The organism is Pararhodobacter marinus, from assembly GCF_003122215.1.
Lineage (GTDB): Bacteria > Pseudomonadota > Alphaproteobacteria > Rhodobacterales > Rhodobacteraceae > Pararhodobacter > Pararhodobacter marinus.
In genome coordinates this window covers 80001-100632 of sequence record NZ_QEYD01000005.1, presented here as the reverse complement: position 1 = coordinate 100632, position 20632 = coordinate 80001, and the positions used below count along the sequence as shown (strand labels likewise).

The window sequence follows — 20632 nt, the reverse complement described above, 5'->3', positions numbered from 1 at the left end:
GCCGCTGGATTCCCGCGATTCCGCCAGCGACTCGGATCACGGCACCGTGAGTCGCATTCGCGTCTCGGAGTCGAGTCGGTTCCATCACGCCCCCGCTATTTTTTCGCGCTCCATTCGCGCCGAAATGGGTGCCATGTTTTCCCAAGCCACCGCAGCCCGCCGCCCCGCAGGTGCCGGGATTTCCCATCAAGGGCCGCAGGCGCACCCGATCTCCCGCCTTTTCCCGCCTGACATGCCGCCCTTCGCCCCGGGCAGGCCCGCTCCGGGCCGGAATTTCCCATCCGGTGCCGCCACGCGACCGGACAGCGACGCGAAGTGCCATAAGGTGCCAGCCGCCGTCCCGGAAACGAAAAACGCGCGACCCGGGGACGGGCCGCGCGCGCTGAAGATCCTTAAGGTTTAACCCTGTCAGGCCAGCTGGCCGATCAGTTGCCGTGCCATCGCCCGGTAGCTTTCGGCGGCCGGGCTGTCCGTCGCCGCGACCGGCAGGCCGCCATCGCCCGACAGCCGCACCTCGACCGACAGCGGAAGCTGCGCCAGAACCGGCAGGCCCAGCGCCTCGGCCTCGCGCGTGACGCCGCCTTCACCAAAGATATGCTCTTCATGGCCGCAATTGGGGCAGATGAAGGTGGACATGTTTTCCACCAACCCCAGAACCGGCGTCTTGAGCACCTCGAACGCATTGAGCGCCCGACGCGCATCCAGAAGCGCCACGTCCTGAGGGGTCGAGACGACGATTGCGCCGGTTACCGGGAATTTCTGGCACAGGGTCATCTGGACGTCGCCCGTGCCCGGCGGCATGTCGATGACCAGCGCATCCAGATCGCCCCAGGCCACCTGCGTCATCAGCTGTTGCAAAGCCCCCATCAGCATCGGCCCGCGCCAGATCAGCGCCTGATCCTCGGGCAGCATCATCCCGATCGAGATCACGCGGATCCCGTGCGCCACGGGCGGGATGATGGTCTTGCCGTCAGGCGAGGCGGGCTTTTTCGTCACGCCCATCATGCGCGGCTGGCTGGGGCCATAGATATCGGCATCCACAAGCCCCACTTTCCACCCTTCGCGCGCCAGCGCGATGGCCAGATTGGCCGAGACGGTGGATTTGCCGACCCCGCCCTTGCCCGACCCCACGGCGATGATGCGCTTGACGCCCGGAACCTCGGACGGGCCGGCGGTCGGGTGGCGCCCGATCTTCAGCGCCGGCGGCTCGCCCTGCGACGGAGCGGCGGGCTTTGGCGCCGGTTTCGCCGACGGACCATGCGCGGTCATGGCGATGGCCACGCGCGCAACGCCGGGCAGCGCCTTGAGCGCGGCCTCGGCCTGGGCCTGCACGGGTTCGAGCGCGCGCGCCTGTTCGGGCGTCTCGGCCTCGATCACGAAGCGGACCGCGCCCGCATCGACCACCAGCGCGCGCACCAGATCATGACTCACGAGATCCCCGCCCTGGGGAAGCGGGATGCGGGCGAGTACGGCCAGCACCTCGTCGCGTGTGGGGCTCGTCATCGGGAACTCCTGTTCAGCTTGAAGATTCGTTGGGCGTAACCTGCGCAGGAATCGCGCCAAGACAAGGGCTAGGACAAGTGGAAGCGCCCAATCGCCGGGTCGGGCGCGACATTCTGTCCGGCGATGTACACATTCACCCCGATTCCCGCATCACAGGTACAGATTGTCGCAGGGCTAGCCCGGAATCCGGCGCGAAATTCAACCTTTGAGGGTGTTTTCTCGCAAAAATACAGGCCAGAGGCGGCTTTACCCTACGTTGCCATGCTCTTGCCGCATAGCAGCAATGCCAAGGAAAGGGATTGTGCGCATGCAGCATTTAGACCATCTTTGCTTCAACGGCGGAAGAAATTCAGAGGCACCCGGCCCGAAGATCCGAACGCCAGAGACGAAAGAGTGACCGAGATGGCTTACGCAACAGCAAATACGACCCGCAGCACCGGCTTCCTGGCCCCGATCGCCGAAACTTTCGGCGCGCTGCGCACCGCCTGGGCCCGTTCGCGCGTCTACGTGCGGACCTACAACGAACTGAACGCGCTTTCCAGCCGCGAGCTTGCCGATCTGGGCATCAGCCGGTCGATGATCACGCGCCTGGCCTACGAAGCGGCCTACGGCAAAGACGCCTGAATTTCCGGGCCCTCCGGGGCCTGTGACCAGAACGACGGCCCCTCCTCCTCCCTGGGCCGATCGTGCAAGGAACCCGCCGCTTCCTCCTCCCTGCGGCTCGGTTCCGACCAGTAGCTTAGGCCCCTCCTCCTCCCTGGGCCGACAGCACTCCGGCGCGGTTCCCCTCCTCCTCCCTGGGAACCGCGCCCCGAATTCCGGGGCCTTTCCAAAGGTCTGGCCCCAAAAAGATGCGAACGCCCTCCTCCTCCCTGGCGTTCGTTCCGGCGCGACGCTCCTCTCTCCTCCCTCGGAGCGTCGCGCCCAAACCTTACGGTGGCCGGACCTCCTCCCTCGGTCGATCGTATACAGCGCGGTTGCTCCTCCTCCTCCCTGAGCAACCGCGCCCCCATTCAGGGGCCTTTCGCAAAGGTCTGGCCCCACCCGGATACGGACGCCTTCCTCCTCCCTGGCGTTCGTCAGAGGCGCGGCGCTTCTCTCTCCTCCCTCGGAGCGCCGCGCCCTCCTCAAACGGTGAACGGATCCTCCCCCGAACACCGGAACAGAGCGCGGTCGCCCCTCCTCCTCCCTGGGCGACCGCGCTTTTTTTTGTTTTTCGTTCTCAAGATATTGCGCCGGACCGCACCGCCGGTGGCGCCATGCTGCTCCCGGAAACGCCGGAAATTGCGCGACCAAAAGGGGCAAATGAAATAATCATTTACCCCTCGGGTGCTATTAAGTTTTCAGCACGAAGAAAACATCGCTGAAACCTGACCGGAAGGTCAGAACGGCACGTCATCCATTCCGTCTGCCGGCAAGACGAAGCGGGCAACGATATGCTTCTCGCCCGCGCGGTCGAAAGCCACGGCCAGCTTGTCGCCATCCACCGCCATCACGGTGCCCGTACCGAATTTCTGGTGGAAAACCCGCTCTCCGGGGGCGAAATGCACCTCGGCTGCAGCACCGCGCACGGCCTTGGGCGCAGCGGGCGCGGCCTTTGCGCGCGACTGCAGACGCTTCCAGCCGGGCGCATTGTACACATCTGCCCGCGTCGCGCGCCCTTCCAGCGAGTCGGGATCGGGCGTCGCGGTGCCCGAATGCCGCCCGGCCGCGCCAAACGCCCCGCCATGCAGGCCAGGCGGCACCAGCACTTCGACGTGATCGCGCGGCAATTCGTCGATGAACCGGCTGGGCAGTTGGCTTTGCCACTGGCCGAAAACCCGCCTGTTGGCCGCGAACGAGATCAGGCACAGTTGCTCGGCACGGGTGATGCCGACATAGGCCAGCCTGCGCTCTTCCTCGAGCCCCTTGAGCCCGTTCTCGTCCATCGAGCGCTGCGAGGGAAACAGCCCGTCTTCCCAGCCGGGCAGGAAAACCACGGGGAATTCCAGCCCCTTGGCCGCGTGCAGGGTCATGATCGTGACCTTCTCCTGCGTTTCCTCGCTCTCGTTGTCCATGATCAGCGCGACATGTTCCAGAAAGCCCTGCAAGCTGTCGAATTCCTCGAGCGCCTTGATTAGTTCCTTGAGGTTCTCCAGCCGGCCTTCCGCTTCGGGCGTCTTCTCGTTCTGCCACATCGCGGTATAGCCCGATTCGTCGAGCATCATCTCGGCCAGCCGCACATGGCTGACACCGGCAGAAGGCGCCTCGTCGTCGATCACCAGCGCGTCGTCCTGGCCAGGCACGACGGGGCTGCGCACCATGTCGTGCCAGCGCGCCATGTTCTCGATGAATTCGCGCAGATTGGCCGCAGCCTTGCCGCCCAGCAGCCCGTCGCGCAGAACCAGGGCCGCACCCATCAGAAGCGGCACCTCGGCCTCACGCGAGACGCGCTGGATCGTCTGTCGCGCCTTGTCGCCGATGCCGCGCTTGGGCGTGTTCACCACGCGCTCGAAGGCCAGATCGTCGGTCGGGCTGACGGCAAGCCGGAAATAGGCCATCGCGTCGCGGATCTCGAGCCGTTCATAGAAGCGCGGGCCGCCAACCACCCGATAGGGCAGACCGATGGTCAGGAAGCGGTCCTCGAAGGCGCGCATCTGGTGGCTCGCGCGCACCAGGATCGCCATGCCGTCGGGGCTGACCGGGTCCATGCCGCGCGTGCCCCGTTCCAGCGCCTCGATCTCTTCGCCGACCCAGCGCGCCTCGTCCTCGCCGTCCCAATGGCCGATCAGCCTGAGCTTTTCGCCCTCGGTCTCTTCGGTCCACAGGGTCTTGCCCAGCCGGTTCTCGTTCCCCTTGATCACGCCCGAGGCCGCAGCCAGGATATGCGGGGTCGAGCGGTAGTTCTGCTCAAGCCGGATCACCTTGGCGCCCGGAAAGTCCCGCTCGAACCGCAGGATGTTGCCCACCTCGGCACCGCGCCAGCCATAGATCGACTGGTCGTCATCGCCCACGCAGCAGATGTTCTTGTGGCTTTGCGCCAAGAGCCGCAGCAGCAGGTACTGCGCGACGTTGGTATCCTGGTACTCGTCCACCATGATGTATTTCAGCCAGCGCTGATACTGCGCCAGCACGTCGGGATGGGTCTGCAGGATCGTCACCACATGCAGCAGCAGGTCGCCGAAATCGCAGGCATTGAGCGTGCGCAGTCGCTCCTGATAAGCGGCATACAGCTCGGTTCCGCGGTTGTTGAACGCCCCCGCTTCCGAACCGGGCACCTGTTCGGGCCGCCACGCGCGGTTCTTCCAATTGTCGATGAGCGAGGCCAGCTGCCGCGCGGGCCAGCGCTTTTCATCCATGTTCCACGCCTGGATGAGCTGTTTCATCAGCCGCAGCTGATCGTCGGTATCAAGGATCGTGAAACTGGGCTTCAGGCCCACCAGCTCGGCATGACGGCGCAGGAAACGGACGCCGATCGCGTGGAAGGTGCCCAGCCACGGCATCCCTTCGACCGCGTCGCCCAGAAGCGCGCCGATGCGGTATTTCATCTCGCGCGCGGCCTTGTTGGTGAAGGTCACGGCCAGGATTTCGTTGGGACGCGCGGTCCCGGTGGCAATCAGCTGCGCGATGCGCGCGGTCAGCGCCTTGGTCTTGCCCGTGCCCGCGCCCGCCAGCATCAGCACGGGGCCGTCGAGCGTCTCGACCGCCTCGCGCTGGGGCGCGTTCAGACCTTCGAGAAAGGCCGCCGACCGGCTGGCCGCGGCGCCCCCCATGGCCATCTCTGACAGGCTGCGTTCACTCATGCGTCGTTCCCCACTTGTTCCTGTCTTGCCCGTCTTGGCCCCGGGGTTCAACCCCCGTCAGCGCCGCCGCGCCAGATAGGCCCGCGAAAACGCCAGATAGCCCGGCGCGGTCACTTGCAAGTGATCGCGCATCAGGCCGTGCAGCGCCGGCAGCCGGTCGAAGGGCACATTGGGCATGACGTGATGCTCGACGTGATAGGGCATGTTCCACGCCAGCAGCCGCATCAGCGCGGTGGTGAACGTGGTGCGGGTATTGGCGAACATATCGGCCACACGCGGACAATCGCCATGCTCGGCCAGCAGATAGAGCCGCAGAAAGGGCTGGCCCAGCAGAACCGGCAACAGCCAGAGCCACAAGACCGCATCGCTGCGGATCAGCGTGATCGCCGCCAGCGCATAGACCACCAGCAAGACCCGCGCCTCGCGCCTTGCGCGGGGACGCGCGCGATCGGGCAGATAGGCGGGGCGCTCGCGGTCTGTCGCCAGCCGCCAGATCAGGCGCGCAGACCCCCACTAAAGCGGCAGGCCCGAGACATGCCAGAGCCATTCGGCCCGCGTCCGGGGCTTGGGGCTTTCAAGCTCGGGGTCGCCCGGCTGGTTGGTATGGCGGTGATGGGCGAAGTGGAAATAGCGAAACCATGTGAACGGGTTGAGGATCAGCGCCCCGACGATCGCGCCCACCCAATCGCAAAGCCGGTCGCTGGCAAAGGGCGTCTTGTGCGTGCATTCATGCTGCAGCGTGAACAGGAAGACGATCAGCACGCCCTGAACGGGCAGCAAAAGCGGCCAGCCGGGGATGGCCGTGGCAATCGCCGCGCCGGTCAACAGGATCGCGCCGCCATGCAGGGCAAGGTGCCACAGTCCCTGCCCCGGATGCCGCGCGGTCAGGGCCGCCCGACGCTCGGCCGGCAGCGCGCTGAGGAAATCGCCATGGGTCACGCCGCGCGCGCGCCGATCTCGGGCGCGAAGGGGCGGATCTCGACCCGCTCGCCATGGAAGCGGCAGAAGGATCCGGGCGGGATCGCGTCCCAGTCGCCCTCGTCGGTTTCCAGAGGCTCCGACACCACCGCGCGCCCGCCGCGCGTGGCCGACCAGCGGTGAAACAGGCTCGGCGCGTGATCGTCCGAGGCGTAGCGCGCGGCATAGAGCGTCTCGCCGTCGCTGAAGGCACAGGTCATGCGCAGATGCGGCAGAGCGCCCTGTGCCGCGCTCAGCGCCATCAGCCGCCCCGCCGCCCGCGCCAGCGCGCCCTGCGGATCCGCCTCGAGCCCCTCGGCCAGCGCCACGAGGAACAGCACCTCGCTGTCGGTCGCACCCTTGCGATGCGGATAGAGCGCGGCGGGGATCATCATGTCGGCCTCGCGCCGGAACCCGTCATAGCCGCCGATCTGGCCGTTATGCATGAACGACCAGCGCCCGACGACGAAGGGATGGCAATTGTTGCGGCTGGTCGCGGTGCCGGTCGAGGCCCGGACATGGGCCAGGAACAGGCGCGAACGCACCTGCGCGGTGATCGAGCGCAGGTTGGGATCGGACCAGGCGGGATAGATGTCGCGAAAAAGGCCCGGCTCGTCGCGCTCGCCGTACCACGCGACGCCGAATCCATCGGCATTGATCGCGCTGGTGCACAGCGTGGCGCATTGGCTCTGGTGGATGAGCGAATGGCCCGGACGGCTGACCACGTCCTCAAGGAAAATCGGTGCGCCCGTATAGGCGGCCCAGCGGCACATGCGACGGCTCCGGTCTTGACTGCGCCAGCCATATCACGGCGCGGCCGGCAGGCAAACAGAAGGGGGGCTCTGCCCCCCTCGCGCTGCGCGCTCACCCCCCGGGATATTTCCGGCGTAAAGATGCGCGGTGAACGCAATCCTAACGCCCCGTCTTTGTTCCGAAAATATCCTCGGGGGTGTCCAGAGGGGGCAGACAGCCCCCTCTGGGTCTTTCCACCGGGCACGCGGCAGGGGTCAGAGCGTGGCGTCATCCACCAGTTCGACCACCACAAGGTCGCGTACGGAGGCCCCGCGCGCGTGATCCAGAGCCGCCTGGTAGGCCGGCGAGCGGTAGCAGGTTTCCGCCGCTTCCAGCGAGGGAAAGACCGCCACGACATGGCGCGCGCGATCCGTGCCTTCGAGCGTCACGTAGCGCGCGGCGCGGGCGATGAATTTACCGCCATGCTCGGCGATGGCCGGGCCCGCGCCCTCGGCGTAGCGGGCATAGGCGTCGGGGTCGGTCACCTCGACATGGGCGATCCACAGGGCCTTGGGCATGGTCATTCTCCTCCGATCACGGTTTCGGCGGCGGCGATGGCTTTCTCGGCGCCGGCGATATCGGCGCCGCCGCCCTGGGCCATCGCCGGACGGCCGCCGCCGCCCTTGCCGCCCAGTTCCGCGACCGCCGCTTTCAGGATGTCGACCGCCGAGAGCCGGTCGGTCAGGTCCTCCGTCACGCCCGCGGCGACCGCCGGTTTCGCGCCGGTATCGGCGATGAGCAGGACCGCGCCCGAGCCGAGCCTGTCCTTCATCGCATCGACCATGGCGGGCAATTCCTTGCCCGACACGCCCGAAACCACCTGGGCTATGAACTTGACCCCGCCGATCTCTTTCGCCTCGACGCCGCCGCCCGATCCGCCGCCCATCGCCAGCTCGCGCTTGAGCTGCGCGACCTCGTTGGCCAGCGCGCGGCGTTCGTCGGCCAGCGCCTTCACCCGGTCGACCACGTCGGCCATTGGCGTTTTCAGAAGCTGCGCGACCTCGCCCAGACGCGCATCCTGCGCGCGCAGATGGGCCAGGGCGGGGGCGCCGGTCAGCGCCTCGATCCGGCGGACGCCGGCGGAGGACGCCGAATCGCCCAGGAGAACGAAGGCACCGATATCGCCGGTGCGCTTCACATGCGTGCCGCCGCAAAGTTCCAGCGAATAGGTATGCCCGTCCGTGCCCTTGCCGCTGTCCAGAAGCTGGCCCATCGACACGACCCGCACCTCGTCGCCGTATTTCTCGCCAAACAGCGCCTGCGCGCCGAGCCCCCTTGCGTCGTCGGGGGTCATGATGCGGGTTTCCACCGCGCCGTTCTGGCGGATGAAGGCGTTCACCTCGGCTTCGACCCCGGCGATTTCGGCGGGGTCCAGCGCCTTGGTATGGCTGAAATCGAAGCGCAGGCGGTCGGGCGCGTTGAGCGAGCCGCGTTGCGCGACATGGTCGCCCAGCGCGCGGCGCAGCGCCTCGTGCAGCAGGTGGGTGGCCGAGTGGTTGGCGCGGATCGCGGTGCGGCGCGCGTGGTCCACTTCCAGCTTCACCGCCGTGCCGCGCGCAAGCGTGCCCTTCACCACCTTGGATTGATGGATGAAGACGCCTTCGACCTTCCTGGTGTCGCGGACCTCGGCCTCGCCGCCATCCCAGCGGATCCAGCCGCTATCGCCGACCTGACCGCCGGATTCGGCGTAAAACGGCGTCTGGTTTACCACGATCGCGACCTCGCCCGAGGCGCTGTCGACCATGGTTTCACCCTCGACCAGCGCCATGACCTGCGCCTCGGCGCTTTCGGTGTCATAGCCCAGGAATTCGGTGCCGCCGTGTTTCTCGGCCACGTCGAACCACACCGCCTGGCTGGCCGCGTCGCCCGAGCCCGACCACGCGGCGCGCGCCTTGGCCTTCTGTTCGGCCATCGCCGCCTCGAAGCCCGCGATATCGACATTGCGGGTCTTCTCGCGCAGCGCGTCCTGCGTCAGGTCGAGCGGGAAGCCGTAGGTATCGTACAGCTTGAACGCCGCCTCGCCGGGCAGGTCGGCGTCTTCGGGCAGCTTTTCCAGCTCGGCATCGAGCAGTTTCAGCCCGCGATCCAGCGTCGTCCGGAAGCGGGTTTCCTCCAGCTTCAGCGTCTCGGTGATCAGCGCCTCGGCGGTGCGCAGCTCGGTGTAATGCCCGCCCATCGCGCGCACCAGCGCCGGGACCAGCTTGTACATGACCGGGTCTTGCGCGCCCAGCATGTGGGCATGCCGCATGGCGCGGCGCATGATCCGGCGCAGCACGTATCCGCGCCCCTCGTTCGAAGGCATCACGCCATCGGCCATCAGGAACGAGGTCGAGCGCAAATGGTCGGCAATGACGCGGTGATGGGTCTTGCCCGGCCCGTCGGGAGCGCCGTCGGTCAGGTTGGCCGAGGCCTCGATCAGCCCGCGCATCAGGTCGGTGTCGTAATTGTCGTGCTTGCCCTGCAACAGCGCGCCGATCCGTTCCAGCCCCATGCCGGTGTCGATCGACTGCATGTCGAGCGGGCGCATCGAGCCGTCCTCGAACTGCTCGTTTTGCATGAACACGACGTTCCAGATCTCGATGAAACGGTCGCCGTCCTCGTCCGCCGACCCCGGAGGACCGCCCCAGATATGGTCGCCGTGATCGTAGAAGATCTCGGTGCAGGGGCCGCAGGGACCGGTCGGCCCCATGCGCCAGAAGTTGTCGTCCGAGGCGATGCGGATGATCCGGTCCTCGGGCACGCCGACCTTTTTCCAGATCTCGAAGGCTTCGTCGTCGGTATGGTAGACGGTGGTCAGCAGCCGCGACTTGTCGATGCCGAAATCCTTGGTCAGAAGTTCCCAGGCGAAGGGGATCGCATCGGTCTTGAAATAGTCGCCGAAGCTGAAATTGCCCAGCATCTCGAAAAAGGTGTGGTGGCGCGCGGTATAGCCCACATTGTCCAGATCGTTGTGCTTGCCGCCCGCGCGGACGCATTTCTGCGCCGTCGTCGCGCGGTTGTAGTCGCGATGCTCAAGCCCGGTGAAGACGTTCTTGAACTGCACCATGCCCGAATTGACGAACATCAGCGTGGGGTCGTTGCGCGGGACCAGCGGCGAGCTGTCGACCACGGCATGGCCCTGGCGGCGGAAGTAATCGAGGAAGGTCGAGCGGATATCGTTGAGGCTTGCCATTGGCGGAACGGGCCTTTTTCGGGTCAGCGGGGTTGCGGGCCATTTAGAGGAAATCGGCGGTCCGTTCCAAGGGGAATCGCATGGAAAGGCACAGCCGTCCGCGAAAGCGCGCCGTGCGAGCGGCCTGCGGTGCGCAAAGCAAGGCGCCGGCCCAGGGGGCCGGCGCGGATCAGAGGGGCATGGGCCGGGCGAAAGGCGAGGCCTGCGCACCCGGCGTGACGGGGCTCAGAGACGCGTCCAGGGGTTGATGCCGCGCTTTTTCAGCCCGGTATAGGTCAGCCACATGTAGTACACGTCGGCGATGAAGATCGCGACGATGAAGGTGATGACGAACTTGCCGTCCTCGGGGCGCGAGAGGATATAGATGATCCCGCCGGTCATCGAGGTGCCGATCCATTTCGCCCAGGCGATGGTGAAGCTCTGACCCTCGGGGCCACCGCGCATGTAGTACATGGCGATGAACGAGATCGACATGATGGCGTTCTGGATGAAGGCGATCATCTTCGCGCCCTCGATCTGGTCGTTGTTGAAATAGGTCTCGAACTGCCAGAAGAAGAGCCCGCCGTAATACATGATGAAGAACGAGAAGATCAGCATGAAGACGGTGAAGCCGATCCATTGCCCTCGGGTGATGTTGTAGGCGCGTTCGAAGTACTTATAGCCGTACTTGAAGAACGTATACAGGATCACAAGATCCAGCGTCGCCCAGATCAGGAAGATGATCTGTGCCTTCAGCCCCCCGTGCGGGATCAGCATCGAATCCGCGCTGCCATAGGGCGGGATGAAGATCGCGAAGACGATTTCCCAGGCCAGGTTCAGCGTCAGCGGCACGATCGGCATCCCGTAGGACTGATCTTTGAAGCCGCGATAGATGATCCCGATATAGGTGAGTGCCCAAGTATAGGTACACAGGTGGTAGGCGATGATCGTATGGGTTTCCATGGGTCGATTGGCTCGGCTCTGGGACGGTACGGAATGTGGGGCAATCAGCCTGCAGGCGAACACATCGCGCGGGCCGCGCAGACTTGGCATCATTTCCGCGCGGTGTCCATATTGCCCGGGGGCAAAGCGACGCGCCGGGGCGGTTTCGCGCTGCGGCCCGATGTCGCCCTCCGCACATCCCGGGACAACGCGGGCTCATAAGGCCCGCCGAAGCGCGGGACGCAGCGGCGCAACGGCAGGTTCCGCCGGTGCGAGGGCGCCCTCCCCCTTTCGCGCGCCGCGACCATGGGTTATTTGCACCCTCCATAACCCCCGATGACAGTGAGCGAGCGCGATGGATTACGAAAAACCGGGCCCCGTCGAAGAAAACTGGCGCGACGCGATCTCGTCGATCGAGGAGATCATCGACGATGCGCGCAACGGGCGCATGTTCATTCTCGTCGATCACGAGGATCGCGAGAACGAGGGCGATCTGGTGATCCCCGCACAGATGGCCACGCCCGAGGCGATCAATTTCATGGCCACCCATGGCCGGGGCCTGATCTGCCTGTCGATGCCCGGCCACCGGATCGACGCGCTGGGCCTGCCGCTGATGTCGACCAACAACGCCTCGCGCCACGAAACCGCCTTTACCGTGTCGATCGAAGCGCGCGAGGGCGTGACGACCGGCATCTCTGCCTATGACCGGGCCCGCACCGTCGCGGTCGCCATCGACCCCACGAAAACCGGCGCCGATATCGCCACGCCGGGCCATATCTTCCCGTTGCGCGCGCGCGACGGCGGCGTCCTGGTGCGCGCGGGCCATACCGAGGCGGCGGTGGATATCTCGCGCCTTGCGGGCCTGAACCCCTCGGGCGTGATCTGCGAGATCATGAAGGACGATGGCGAGATGGCCCGCCTGCCCGATCTGATCGCCTTCGCGCAGAAGCACAACCTGAAGATCGGCACGATCAGCGACCTGATCGCCTATCGCCGCCGCCACGACAACCTCGTGCGCGAGACCGCGCAGCGCTCGGTCACATCGGCGCATGGCGGCGAGTGGATGATGCGCGTCTTCACCGACCAGACGCAGGGCGCCGAGCATGTCGTGCTGTCGATGGGCGACCTGACCGATCCGGCGCCCGTGCTGACGCGGATGCATGCCATGAACCCGCTCGAGGACGTGCTGGGCATCGGCGAGGGCCATGCGGGCGACCTGCAGGGGGCGATGAAGCTTATCGCCGCCGAGGGGCGTGGCGTGGTGGTGCTCTTGCGCGACACGGCGATGAAGCTCGACCTCGACGAAGGCGGCTCGCCGCAGATCCTGCGTCAGTACGGCCTGGGCGCGCAGATCCTTGCCGCTCTCGGCCTGCACGAACTGACGCTCGTGACCAATTCGCCCACGCCGCGTGTCGTGGGCCTCGATGCCTACGGGCTCCATATCGCGGGCACCCGCCCCATCCCCAAGGAGTGAGCCATGGCCGGAGCCAGCCACTATACCCTACCCCTGCCCGAGTTCGACCAGCCGGTGAAACTGCTGATCGTCGTGGCCCCCTATTACCGCGACATCGCCGATGACCTGATCGCCGGCGCCAAGGCCACGATCGAAGCCGTCGGCGGCAGCTGGGAGGTGATCGAGGTTCCCGGCGCGCTGGAAGTTCCCGCCGCCGTCAGCACGGCATGGCGGATGTCGAATTTCGACGGCTTCGTCGCGCTGGGCTGCGTCATCCGCGGCGAGACCACGCATTACGACACGGTCTGCAACGACAGCTCGCGCGGGCTGACCCTGCTCAGCCTGCAGGGCTGCTGCCTGGGCAACGGCATCCTGACGGTCGAGAACCACGAACAGGCCGCCGTGCGCGCCGACCCCCAGGACCAGAACAAGGGCGGCGGTGCCGCCGCCGCCGCGCTGCACCTGATCGCGCTGCAACGCCGCTGGGGCGCACCCAAGGGCAAGATCGGCTTCCGCCCGCTGGGCGAGACGATCCAGCTGGCCGAAGGGGGCGACCGGGCATGAGCAAGGCTGACGCGAAGCGCGCGCTGCGCTCGGCCGCGCGGTTTTATGCCGTGCAGGCGCTGTTCCAGATGGAAACCTCGGGCCAGACGGTCGAGAAGGTCCGCGCCGAGTTCGAGAATTTCCGCATCGGCGCCGAGGGCGAGGACGAGACCTGGGTCGAGGCCGATATCGCCCTGTTCCGCCAGCTTCTGGAAATGGCCGTGGACCAGCAGGCGAAGATCGACCAGCTGACCGACCGCGCGCTGGTGGCCAAATGGCCGATCGCGCGGATCGACCCGACCCTGCGCGCGCTGTTCCGCGCCGCGGGCGCCGAGATGGTCGAAACCGACACCCCGCCGCGCGTGGTCATCACCGAGTTCGTGCAGCTCGCGCAGGCCTTCTTCCCCGAAGGCAAGGAACCCAAATTCGTGAATGCCGTGCTCGATCACATGGCGCGCGAGGCCCGGCCCGAAGCCTTTTCGTAACGCAGTCGTTCGGCACAATCCGACAAAGGGGCCTTCGGGCCCCTTTCTTCGTTGCCGGGCCCTGGCATGGATGCGGCGCGGCGCGACGGCAAACGGGCCGGGGATCCCCCCGGCCCGACGGGCTTGCAACCATGGCTGAAGGCCGGAAGGGGCACCCCCCTTCCGGCCGAAATCAGGATTGAATACCCGTGACTTACATCGTGTCGACGGGACGGGCCTCGTCGGCGCGGCGACGGGCGCGGTCATCCATGAACTGGTCGAACTCGGCCTTGTCCTTGGCCTCGCGCAGGCGCTTGAGGAAGTCCGAGAACGCTTCCTGCTCGTCTTCCAGACGCTTCAGGGTTTCCGCCTTGTAGGCGTCGAAGGCCGCGTTGCCCGAGGGCTTGTGCATCGCCCAGGCATGGCGGTTCGAGTGACGATTGGCGCGGTTGCAGGATTTCGAGAACATGTTTTTCCCCCAGATCATGTAGGCAAGCAAAGCGAGGCCGATCGGCCAGAAGACGATGAATCCGACAATCATCGCCGCGATCCACGCCCCCTTGCCGCGCTCATCGAGCCAGCTTTCGGCGTTTCGGGGCCACGAAGTCACGGTCGCGGTGGTCATGTGAGGTCTCCTTGGTTGCAAGTGTAAATGTTATTTACATTCACATAGATGAGGACGTCCAGTGGGCATTCAAGATCGCGGGCGAACTTTTTTCAGTGTGTGCGTTGACAGGAAGTCTTGCAGAGAACCGGGATTAGGTGGGAATGCGCGGGAAGAGGCGGGAAAAGTCAGGGTTTTCAGGGGATTGCTGGGAGCGAGCGGGGCGTGAGACGCGCTCGGCGAAACTTGCAGAAACCGGCTTCTCGACGGCTTGCGCGGCCTCGAAAGCGTGCCTTCAGATGTCGTTTGAACAGGCCTTAAACACTGATTTCAAAGCGATTTCGTCTCTCGGCGCTGCCGCGCAGTGTTTTCGGAACCTTCAACTGGCCGGAAAGTTCGTCGCTCGAGTTGAAGGTTGGCGCTAAGCTTATGAAAACATGTGGGAACCGTACAAGAGAAATGCCTAACCGGGTTGCGCGAACCTTCAACTGATTTTGGCGCTTTCCTCCGATCTTGCTACACCTCAAGCTTCAGTGGCCGGTACTGCACCTCATTCACCCAGCAGACCTTGCCGCCATTTCCAGACCCGCTCGACCGGCCGCCGAATCGTGAGCCGACCGTATTCCTCAGCAGACGGCACCCTCACCCGAGTTCTCACATACTCAATCGAGCTGCATCGGCTGCACGGGAACGGAGGCTCTCCCAGAAGAGCTTGCATCCTCGGCGATCACCGGGTGGTCGGTGTCGAAGAAGTTCTGCCCGTCATAGCATTCGGCCGTGGTCTCCGCGGGCGCGTCCTGCGCAAGACCGAGCGCCGTGCCGATCTGCGCGAGTTGCGCTTGCAGGGCGACCGCCTCGGGCGCCTGCTGGTGAAGGGAGGTCACACGCTCGATCAGCGCGTCCTCGGTCGTGGTCTCATCGAGGCCGAGCAGAGCGGCCAGACGGTGCAGCAGGGACATCGGGTCCTCCTGGTGAAGCGCGGTCAGCCCGCGCAGATTGGGGCGGTTGACGAGCGAGGCGCGCAAAATGCGCAGCACGCGCCCGGACTTGTCGTGGGCAATGGCGGGAGACAGGGCGAGATAGGCGCGGTCCGCGAGCAGCGACTTGCCGGTGTCGGTCCATTCGACCTGACCCCAGATCCCGTCGTCGCGCGCCTGCAGACCCACGATCCAGCCCCGCGCGGGCGAGGCTTCGCCCCGGGGCGCCGCGAGGTCGATCGCGTGGTTCTCGTCGATGGGGAGTTTCGAGGTGCTCTGCAGGCTCGCCGCGATCAGCGCCTCGGCATCCTCGACGCGGTACGGGCCGCGCCCGTCCTGCGTCGTGATGGCGCCGGCAGGTAGAAGGTGCACCCAGTCACCGACCGGATCGGCGGGAAGGGTGGCGGCCTGGAGAAGGGCGATGGCGGGGGCGGTGTTCATATCCCCAGAATCGCCCGAAGTGCCGCGTCAAAATAGGCACTACGGTTTGTGGGGATGACGCGAGGGGGCGGCCAGAGAAGGGCGTCCGTTCAGCGGACAAACCCTCCGTTCGGCCGGGTGTTGAAACTGTCGAGAACCACCTGACAGAACCGATACAACGCTTCGTCATCGTCCGATTGCGCAGCCCAGAAGCGGTTCAACTCCAGTCGTCCGGCAGGAACAATCCTCTCGCCGATTTCTACCGGAGTGGTCTCGTCGGTAAGACCACCTGCCCAATCATGAAAAGCGGTCGAATATCGAACGGCCGCTCCGCTGGACGAGAGCTCGATTGTTCCGCCTTCCGCAAAGAATGTCAGCCCGTCCCCCATCTCTTCCCCGAAAAGGACGAGACGGTCTCCCAGGCGGTGCTGCAGAATAGCAGTGAAGACGATAGCAGCGGAAAAGGTGAATTTGTCCATGAACAACCCGACCCGCCGGCCTTCCGCGCCCTCGGAGATTGCTTCGATCAGTGGCATGGCCTGAAGAAAGTTTCCGCCTGTATTTCCTCGAATGTCGATTAGCAGGGGAGTGTCCGGGCGCGACCTCACGAGCGCTGCCGCCTCGGAAATTGCATCCGGAAGCGCAGTTTTGCTGGGATCGAAGAAGCTCGGAAGAACCAATAGTAGCCCAGCTCGGTCGAAATCTTTGATCTTCAGAAAAGAGTTGGGAATCCAAGACCCGTCGGCTTTTCCGTGCTCGCCGCGTGGGTAGAGGGTGGACCCGGGAACCACACTTGCAGGATCCAAAAGAAGGTCGTGGATCTGCCCAGTCTCAGACCGTATCCGGTACTCGAAGGCGCCACTGCCTGAATAAACGCCCAGGTGCTTTACCGCACCTGGCCAAGCGAAGAGGATTGGCCCGATGACGCGTTTCCGTTGATGCGTCCCTGCAAGAAATGGCTCGGCCGCGGCTTCGATTTCGTCTACGGGAACACCATTGATGGATATCAGATCACCTCCGACCGCATCGGCGAAGCCTGGCGCCGCGTCGAGTAGGCGGACAGTGGTGCCGATGGTTGCGAACCTGAGAGGCAGAACCGAGATGGCATTGTTTGGTATCAGGCGCGTATGCCCGTTCCCTGGAAGAGCCAGAAGGCGCATCAGGGAAAGCAGGAATTCATCCTTCGAGGTCGCGAATGCACTCTGCCGGGCTTGGTCGATGTGACGCCGCAACACTTCGCGTCTGATCAGCCGGAAGCTGGGATCGCCCGGCAGGACTGTTGTCACGATTTGCTCTAAGTCTCGGATCATCGACATACGTCACTGTGTAGTCGTGCGTTTCGCAATGTCCAAGTGACGCTCGGAGCGAACTTGCATCGGTCGCACATGAACAGCCTCTGTCTTCCTGTGCTATGCTCACCAACGTTGGTGCCGACGCGGATCGTCCTTTTTCTCCGAGTTTCTAACCAGCCGCTGAGCGCGCCGCTGAGCGGCCTCCTTACCTCTGACGGCCCGTTGCGCTCGCGAGAGCGAGTCGGGTATTAAATAGGTATTTAACGGCGCTCTCCGGGGCGGTTGGGGCTCACTCGCCGTCCCATGCCCGCGTCAGCCAGTCTTCCAGGGCCTCGAGGATGCCGTTTCGGTCCTCATCGGAAAGCCCGAGGAAGGGGCGCGCCGGGATCGGCCCCCAGGGGATGGGGAAGAAGTAGTCCTGGCTATGCGGGCGCTTCTCGCCGGGTATGGTGCGGCCCATGCGGGCGCCGAACTCTCCCTGGGCTGCCCCGAACTGCATGACGGCTGCGTAGATGACGTTCGTGCCCCATTCGACGCTGGTGGTGCCGGCGTAAGAGGTGATCTCGGACCGCAGCCGGTGCGAGGGACCGAAGAGCGGGCGCGGATCGACCGGGTCGCGGCGGCGCTCATAGGCGGCAATCGTTGCGGGAGACTTCGGCGCCCAAGGGGTGCCGTCCGGCGCTGTGCCAGCCATGAAACGATCGCGGGTCGAGACCACCTGCGCTTCCCCGATATCCGCCATGACCGGCGTCATGTCCGTGACGGCCCGGGCCAGCCGGTCCAGCCCGCTCTGGATCTCGGTATCGTTGAAGTCAAGCGCGATCATGGTTACATTTCCCTCAGGTGATGACCTTGGAAATTCGGGTTCCAAGATGCCGTAAACCGCGCGAGCGGAGCGCTAGCACATGAGGGGTATCCCGGCCCTCCATCACCCGAACGCCCCGAAGATCAGTTCGAGAACGCCGCCGGCAAGGCGCGCGGCCAGACTGGACGGGTTCGCGCGGTATGCGGAGACGATCGCGTTGAGCACCCGCGTCTCGCGATTCTGGCGGAGCGTGTAATCGATGCGGACCGCGAGCTGCGGGCGGGCGTCCCGCGCGTCTTTCAGCACATAGACCAGGCTTCCCGTCCGGTTGTCGACGAACACGGCCGCAGGGTTCCTCAGGAGCCGTGGAAGCGCCTCCCATTGCTCGGGCGTGAGCGCGTCGCCCGCAGCCTCGTGCCGGGTCGCCTTCGGCCCGCGCAGAACACCCGGGCGCATGACGATCTCGCTCGAGGCGGGCGCAAGGCCGCGCGCCCTGAGCGCCTCGAGGAGCTGGGGGTCGAGGATGCCGGCGAGCGCGGGTTGCCGGATGCCGCCCGCGCGGTCTGCCCGATACCGCCGCCGTCCTGTTGATGCCGTGGGCCTCGGCCGCCCCGGGCTCTTCCACCGGCAAAACCATCTTCGCCACGGCCCTCGGCCGCTGGTTCTGAGGAGCTTCCCCATGCATCTGACCCTGTCCCCGATCCGGGGCCTGCCCGGCCAGCCCGAAACCGTGATCTCCGTCGCGGGCGACGTCCTGACCATCGACGGCGTGGCCTATGACCTCGGCGCGGTGCCCGAGGGCGGCCGCGCCACCCCCGCACCGGGCGCGCATCCGTTCGTCGGTGCAATCACCCGCGAAGGCGGTTTGATCCGGGCGACGATCCGCGTCGTCCTGGATGACACCGCCGCGCCCGATCAGCCCGCCAGCCCGTGGGCCGTCACTGTCACCAGCGGCCCCGTCACCTGCATGGATTTCGCGGCCTTCATCGATCGGATCGACAGGCCGGGCGTCCTGTTCTACCTGGATCCTCCCTATTACGGCTGCGAGGACGATTATGGCCGCGAGCTCTTCAGCCGCGCCCGGTTCGAGGAACTGGCCGAGCAGCTCGGCCGTTTGAAGGGGCGTTTCATCCTGTCCTTGAATGACCGGCCGGAGGTGCGGGATACAAGCATCTGCGCATCGACTTCGACGCGGCGCTGCGCGACGGGCTCTATCAGCGCATCTGTCTGGTGAAGGGCGAGGACTGGACGCCCGAGGGCGAGGCGGAATGGCGGGCCAAGATTGTCGCCTTCTATGGTGAGGGCGCGGATGAGGAGCTGTTCTGCATCCCGTCGGCCTCGTCGGGGGCGTGGCTGCCCGGGCCGCTCATCGAGGCGCGCATGACAGTGGACCGACCGGTGCTGCGCCTTGAGCTGCCGCCCGATTACATGCAGCGGCCCGAGGCGGGTCAGGCCGCGTTGTTCGATCCGTTCATGGCCCGGTTGAAGGCGGTGTTGAAGACGCTGGATCTCGCGCCGCACTACGCCTTCGGCTTCGACTTCGCGCGCGTGGCCGACACGATCACCATGGCGGCACGCAAGATCGCGGCGCTGCCCCCGGCCATCGGTGCGGATTACGGACGCTCCCTGCACGCGGTCGTCGACCGGCACTGGCCGCTCTGGGTCGCGCAGACGCGCGCCGGGCTCAGCCACCAACCCGCGCTCGCCGGCATCCTCGACCCCCAGCTCCTCGAGGCGCTCAGGGCGCGCGGCCTTGCGCCCGCATCGAGCGAGATCGTCATGCGCCCGGATGTTCTGCGCGGGCCGAAGGCGACCCGGCACGAGGCTGCGGGCGACGCGCTCACGCCCGAGCAATGGGAGGCGCTGCCCCGGCTCCTGAGAGACCCTGCAGCTGTGTTCGTCGACAACCGGACGGGAAGCCTGGTCTATGTGCTGAACGACGCGCAGGACGCCCGCCCGCAGCTCGCGGTCCGGATCAGTGGCGCGCTCAGGGGCTGGTCGCAAATCAGGCAAAACTGCGGGTCCCGTGGGGAAGTGCCCCGCCCCAAACCGCACCATAAACGAACGGCTGATATCGCCTCTCAAACGAGGGTGTTTGCGCAAGAACCGGGTCGGTCGATCAACAAGCACCGCCTAAGCAGTTCCCGTCGCAACATCAGACGGAGACGGAAATGCTTCTCGAAGGAAAGACCATCATCATTACCGGTGCCAGCAGCGGCATCGGGGCAGCGGCTGCGAAGATTTTCGCGGCGGAAGGCGCAAGACTGGTGCTCGGTGCGCGCCGTGCCGAACTGCTGGAGGGAATCGTCGACGAGATCTCCGCTGCAGGTGGCGAAGCGGATTTCGTCGCCGGGGACGTGGAAGAGAGCGGCTATGCAGAAGAGTTGGTGAAACGGGCCGAAGAGCGCTTTGGTGGACTCGATGGCGCGTTCAACAATGCCGGCACAACCGGAGACGTGGGACCGATCCCCGACATGGAAGAGAGCAACTGGCACAACGTGATCGCGGTCAATCTCAACAGCGGGTTCTATGCGGCGAAGCATCAGATACCGGCGATGCGCAAACGCGGCGGCGGCTCGATCGTCTTCACGTCCTCCTTCGTCGGGCACACGATCGGGCTGCCCGGCATGGGCGCCTATGCTGCGGCCAAGGCGGGTCTGATCGGCATGACCCAGGTTCTCGCGGCGGAACATGGGCCCGAGAACATCCGCGTCAACGCGCTCCTGCCCGGAGGCACCATGACGCCCATGGCGGGAGAGGATCCCGGTTATCATGAGCTCGTGCGGGGTTTCCACGCGCTCAAGCGCATGGCTGCTCCATCCGAGATCGCGCAGGCGGCGCTCTTCCTCCTTTCCGAGCAAGCATCATTCGTGACCGGCACCGCCATGATCGCGGATGGCGGAAACTCGATCAACAAACTCTAAGGCACACGAAGCGGGCGTTGGCC

17 protein-coding genes and 1 pseudogene are annotated in these 20632 nt (G+C 65.6%); 6 read left to right on the top strand and 12 right to left on the bottom strand.

Translation table 11 applies throughout. The annotated features are described in order from the left end of the window. Nucleotides 1–408: 408 nt before the first annotated feature. On the bottom strand, nt 409–1503 hold the full coding sequence (locus C4N9_RS09235) for an Mrp/NBP35 family ATP-binding protein (protein WP_109533041.1): 1095 nt from the start codon (nt 1501–1503) through the stop codon (nt 409–411). A 402-nt stretch (nt 1504–1905) separates the two neighbouring features. Here C4N9_RS09235 and C4N9_RS09230 point away from each other — a divergent pair, with 402 nt between their 5' ends. Then, a complete protein-coding gene (locus C4N9_RS09230) occupies nt 1906–2127 on the top strand; it encodes a DUF1127 domain-containing protein (RefSeq protein WP_109533040.1) in 222 nt (73 codons plus the stop codon). Nucleotides 2128–2885: 758 nt separating this feature from the next. On the opposite strand, the gene C4N9_RS09225 is transcribed toward C4N9_RS09230, so the two are convergent. From C4N9_RS09225 to C4N9_RS09200, 6 genes and pseudogenes are all read right to left on the bottom strand, one after another. Continuing rightward, nucleotides 2886–5285, bottom strand: a complete 2400-nt coding sequence (locus tag C4N9_RS09225) for an ATP-dependent helicase (protein ID WP_109533039.1) — start codon at nt 5283–5285, stop codon at nt 2886–2888. Between the two features lie 57 nt (nt 5286–5342). Then, nucleotides 5343–6224: pseudogene (locus C4N9_RS09220) on the bottom strand (fatty acid desaturase). After that, complete coding sequence (locus C4N9_RS09215; RefSeq protein WP_109533038.1) at nt 6221–7015, bottom strand: class II glutamine amidotransferase; 795 nt, start codon at nt 7013–7015, stop codon at nt 6221–6223. Before C4N9_RS09215 ends, C4N9_RS09220 begins: the two are co-directional and overlap by 4 nt. A 234-nt stretch (nt 7016–7249) precedes the next feature. Then, a complete protein-coding gene (locus tag C4N9_RS09210; protein ID WP_109533037.1) occupies nt 7250–7552 on the bottom strand; it encodes a DUF1330 domain-containing protein in 303 nt (100 codons plus the stop codon). 2 nt (nt 7553–7554) lie between these two features. Further along, the gene (alaS, locus tag C4N9_RS09205; RefSeq protein ID WP_109533036.1) at nt 7555–10206 is read right to left on the bottom strand and encodes an alanine--tRNA ligase; all 2652 of its coding nucleotides are present in this window, start codon (nt 10204–10206) and stop codon (nt 7555–7557) included. Nucleotides 10207–10431: 225 nt separating this feature from the next. Then, nucleotides 10432–11148 (bottom strand): transmembrane-type terpene cyclase, encoded by a 717-nt coding sequence (locus C4N9_RS09200; RefSeq protein ID WP_109533035.1) that lies wholly within the window; start codon nt 11146–11148, stop codon nt 10432–10434. A gap of 334 nt (nt 11149–11482) precedes the next feature. Between C4N9_RS09200 and ribB the strand changes: the two genes are divergently transcribed. The 3 genes from ribB to nusB are packed head-to-tail and all read left to right on the top strand — an operon-like array spanning nt 11483 to nt 13608. Continuing rightward, nucleotides 11483–12601 carry a 3,4-dihydroxy-2-butanone-4-phosphate synthase gene (ribB, locus tag C4N9_RS09195; RefSeq protein ID WP_109533034.1) on the top strand — a complete coding sequence of 373 codons (1119 nt, stop codon included), beginning with the start codon at nt 11483–11485 and terminating at the stop codon, nt 12599–12601. A gap of 3 nt (nt 12602–12604) precedes the next feature. Further along, entirely contained in the window at nt 12605–13144 is a 540-nt protein-coding gene (locus C4N9_RS09190; protein WP_109533033.1) for a 6,7-dimethyl-8-ribityllumazine synthase, read from the top strand. After that, complete coding sequence (gene nusB / locus C4N9_RS09185; protein WP_109533032.1) at nt 13141–13608, top strand: transcription antitermination factor NusB; 468 nt, start codon at nt 13141–13143, stop codon at nt 13606–13608. Before C4N9_RS09190 ends, nusB begins: the two co-directional genes overlap by 4 nt. Before the next feature lie 193 nt (nt 13609–13801). Here nusB and C4N9_RS09180 read toward each other — a convergent pair whose 3' ends face one another. The 5 genes from C4N9_RS09180 to C4N9_RS09160 form a co-directional block, all read right to left on the bottom strand. Next, nucleotides 13802–14212 (bottom strand): DUF2852 domain-containing protein, encoded by a 411-nt coding sequence (locus tag C4N9_RS09180; protein ID WP_109533031.1) that lies wholly within the window; start codon nt 14210–14212, stop codon nt 13802–13804. Between the two features lie 641 nt (nt 14213–14853). Beyond that, a complete protein-coding gene (locus C4N9_RS09175) occupies nt 14854–15609 on the bottom strand; it encodes a phage protease (protein ID WP_109533030.1) in 756 nt (251 codons plus the stop codon). Between the two features lie 89 nt (nt 15610–15698). Next, on the bottom strand, nt 15699–16874 hold the full coding sequence (locus C4N9_RS09170; RefSeq protein ID WP_245902502.1) for a peptidase S41: 1176 nt from the start codon (nt 16872–16874) through the stop codon (nt 15699–15701). A gap of 295 nt (nt 16875–17169) precedes the next feature. After that, on the bottom strand, nt 17170–17706 hold the full coding sequence (locus C4N9_RS09165; protein WP_109533028.1) for a phage virion morphogenesis protein: 537 nt from the start codon (nt 17704–17706) through the stop codon (nt 17170–17172). 102 nt (nt 17707–17808) lie between these two features. After that, a complete protein-coding gene (locus C4N9_RS09160; protein WP_109533027.1) occupies nt 17809–18141 on the bottom strand; it encodes a MuF-C-terminal domain-containing protein in 333 nt (110 codons plus the stop codon). Nucleotides 18142–18364: 223 nt separating this feature from the next. Here C4N9_RS09160 and C4N9_RS22495 point away from each other — a divergent pair, with 223 nt between their 5' ends. Beyond that, nucleotides 18365–18919 (top strand): DNA adenine methylase, encoded by a 555-nt coding sequence (locus tag C4N9_RS22495; protein ID WP_210404006.1) that lies wholly within the window; start codon nt 18365–18367, stop codon nt 18917–18919. Nucleotides 18920–19856: 937 nt separating this feature from the next. Further along, the gene (locus tag C4N9_RS09150) at nt 19857–20609 is read left to right on the top strand and encodes an SDR family oxidoreductase (protein ID WP_109533026.1); all 753 of its coding nucleotides are present in this window, start codon (nt 19857–19859) and stop codon (nt 20607–20609) included. The last annotated feature ends 23 nt before the right edge of the window (nt 20610–20632 follow it).

Coding starts and splice junctions, on each gene's coding strand:
- C4N9_RS09150 (WP_109533026.1), top strand. CDS start 19,857: ATGCTTCTCGAAGGAAAGACCATCATCATTACCGGTGCCAGCAGCGGC.
- C4N9_RS09235 (WP_109533041.1), bottom strand. CDS start 1,503: ATGACGAGCCCCACACGCGACGAGGTGCTGGCCGTACTCGCCCGCATC.
- C4N9_RS09165 (WP_109533028.1), bottom strand. CDS start 17,706: ATGATCGCGCTTGACTTCAACGATACCGAGATCCAGAGCGGGCTGGAC.
- C4N9_RS09230 (WP_109533040.1), top strand. CDS start 1,906: ATGGCTTACGCAACAGCAAATACGACCCGCAGCACCGGCTTCCTGGCC.
- nusB (WP_109533032.1), top strand. CDS start 13,141: ATGAGCAAGGCTGACGCGAAGCGCGCGCTGCGCTCGGCCGCGCGGTTT.
- C4N9_RS09215 (WP_109533038.1), bottom strand. CDS start 7,015: ATGTGCCGCTGGGCCGCCTATACGGGCGCACCGATTTTCCTTGAGGAC.
- C4N9_RS09180 (WP_109533031.1), bottom strand. CDS start 14,212: ATGACCACCGCGACCGTGACTTCGTGGCCCCGAAACGCCGAAAGCTGG.
- alaS (WP_109533036.1), bottom strand. CDS start 10,206: ATGGCAAGCCTCAACGATATCCGCTCGACCTTCCTCGATTACTTCCGC.
- C4N9_RS09190 (WP_109533033.1), top strand. CDS start 12,605: ATGGCCGGAGCCAGCCACTATACCCTACCCCTGCCCGAGTTCGACCAG.
- C4N9_RS09175 (WP_109533030.1), bottom strand. CDS start 15,609: ATGAACACCGCCCCCGCCATCGCCCTTCTCCAGGCCGCCACCCTTCCC.
- C4N9_RS09225 (WP_109533039.1), bottom strand. CDS start 5,285: ATGAGTGAACGCAGCCTGTCAGAGATGGCCATGGGGGGCGCCGCGGCC.
- ribB (WP_109533034.1), top strand. CDS start 11,483: ATGGATTACGAAAAACCGGGCCCCGTCGAAGAAAACTGGCGCGACGCG.
- C4N9_RS09160 (WP_109533027.1), bottom strand. CDS start 18,141: ATGCGCCCGGGTGTTCTGCGCGGGCCGAAGGCGACCCGGCACGAGGCT.
- C4N9_RS22495 (WP_210404006.1), top strand. CDS start 18,365: ATGCATCTGACCCTGTCCCCGATCCGGGGCCTGCCCGGCCAGCCCGAA.
- C4N9_RS09200 (WP_109533035.1), bottom strand. CDS start 11,148: ATGGAAACCCATACGATCATCGCCTACCACCTGTGTACCTATACTTGG.
- C4N9_RS09210 (WP_109533037.1), bottom strand. CDS start 7,552: ATGCCCAAGGCCCTGTGGATCGCCCATGTCGAGGTGACCGACCCCGAC.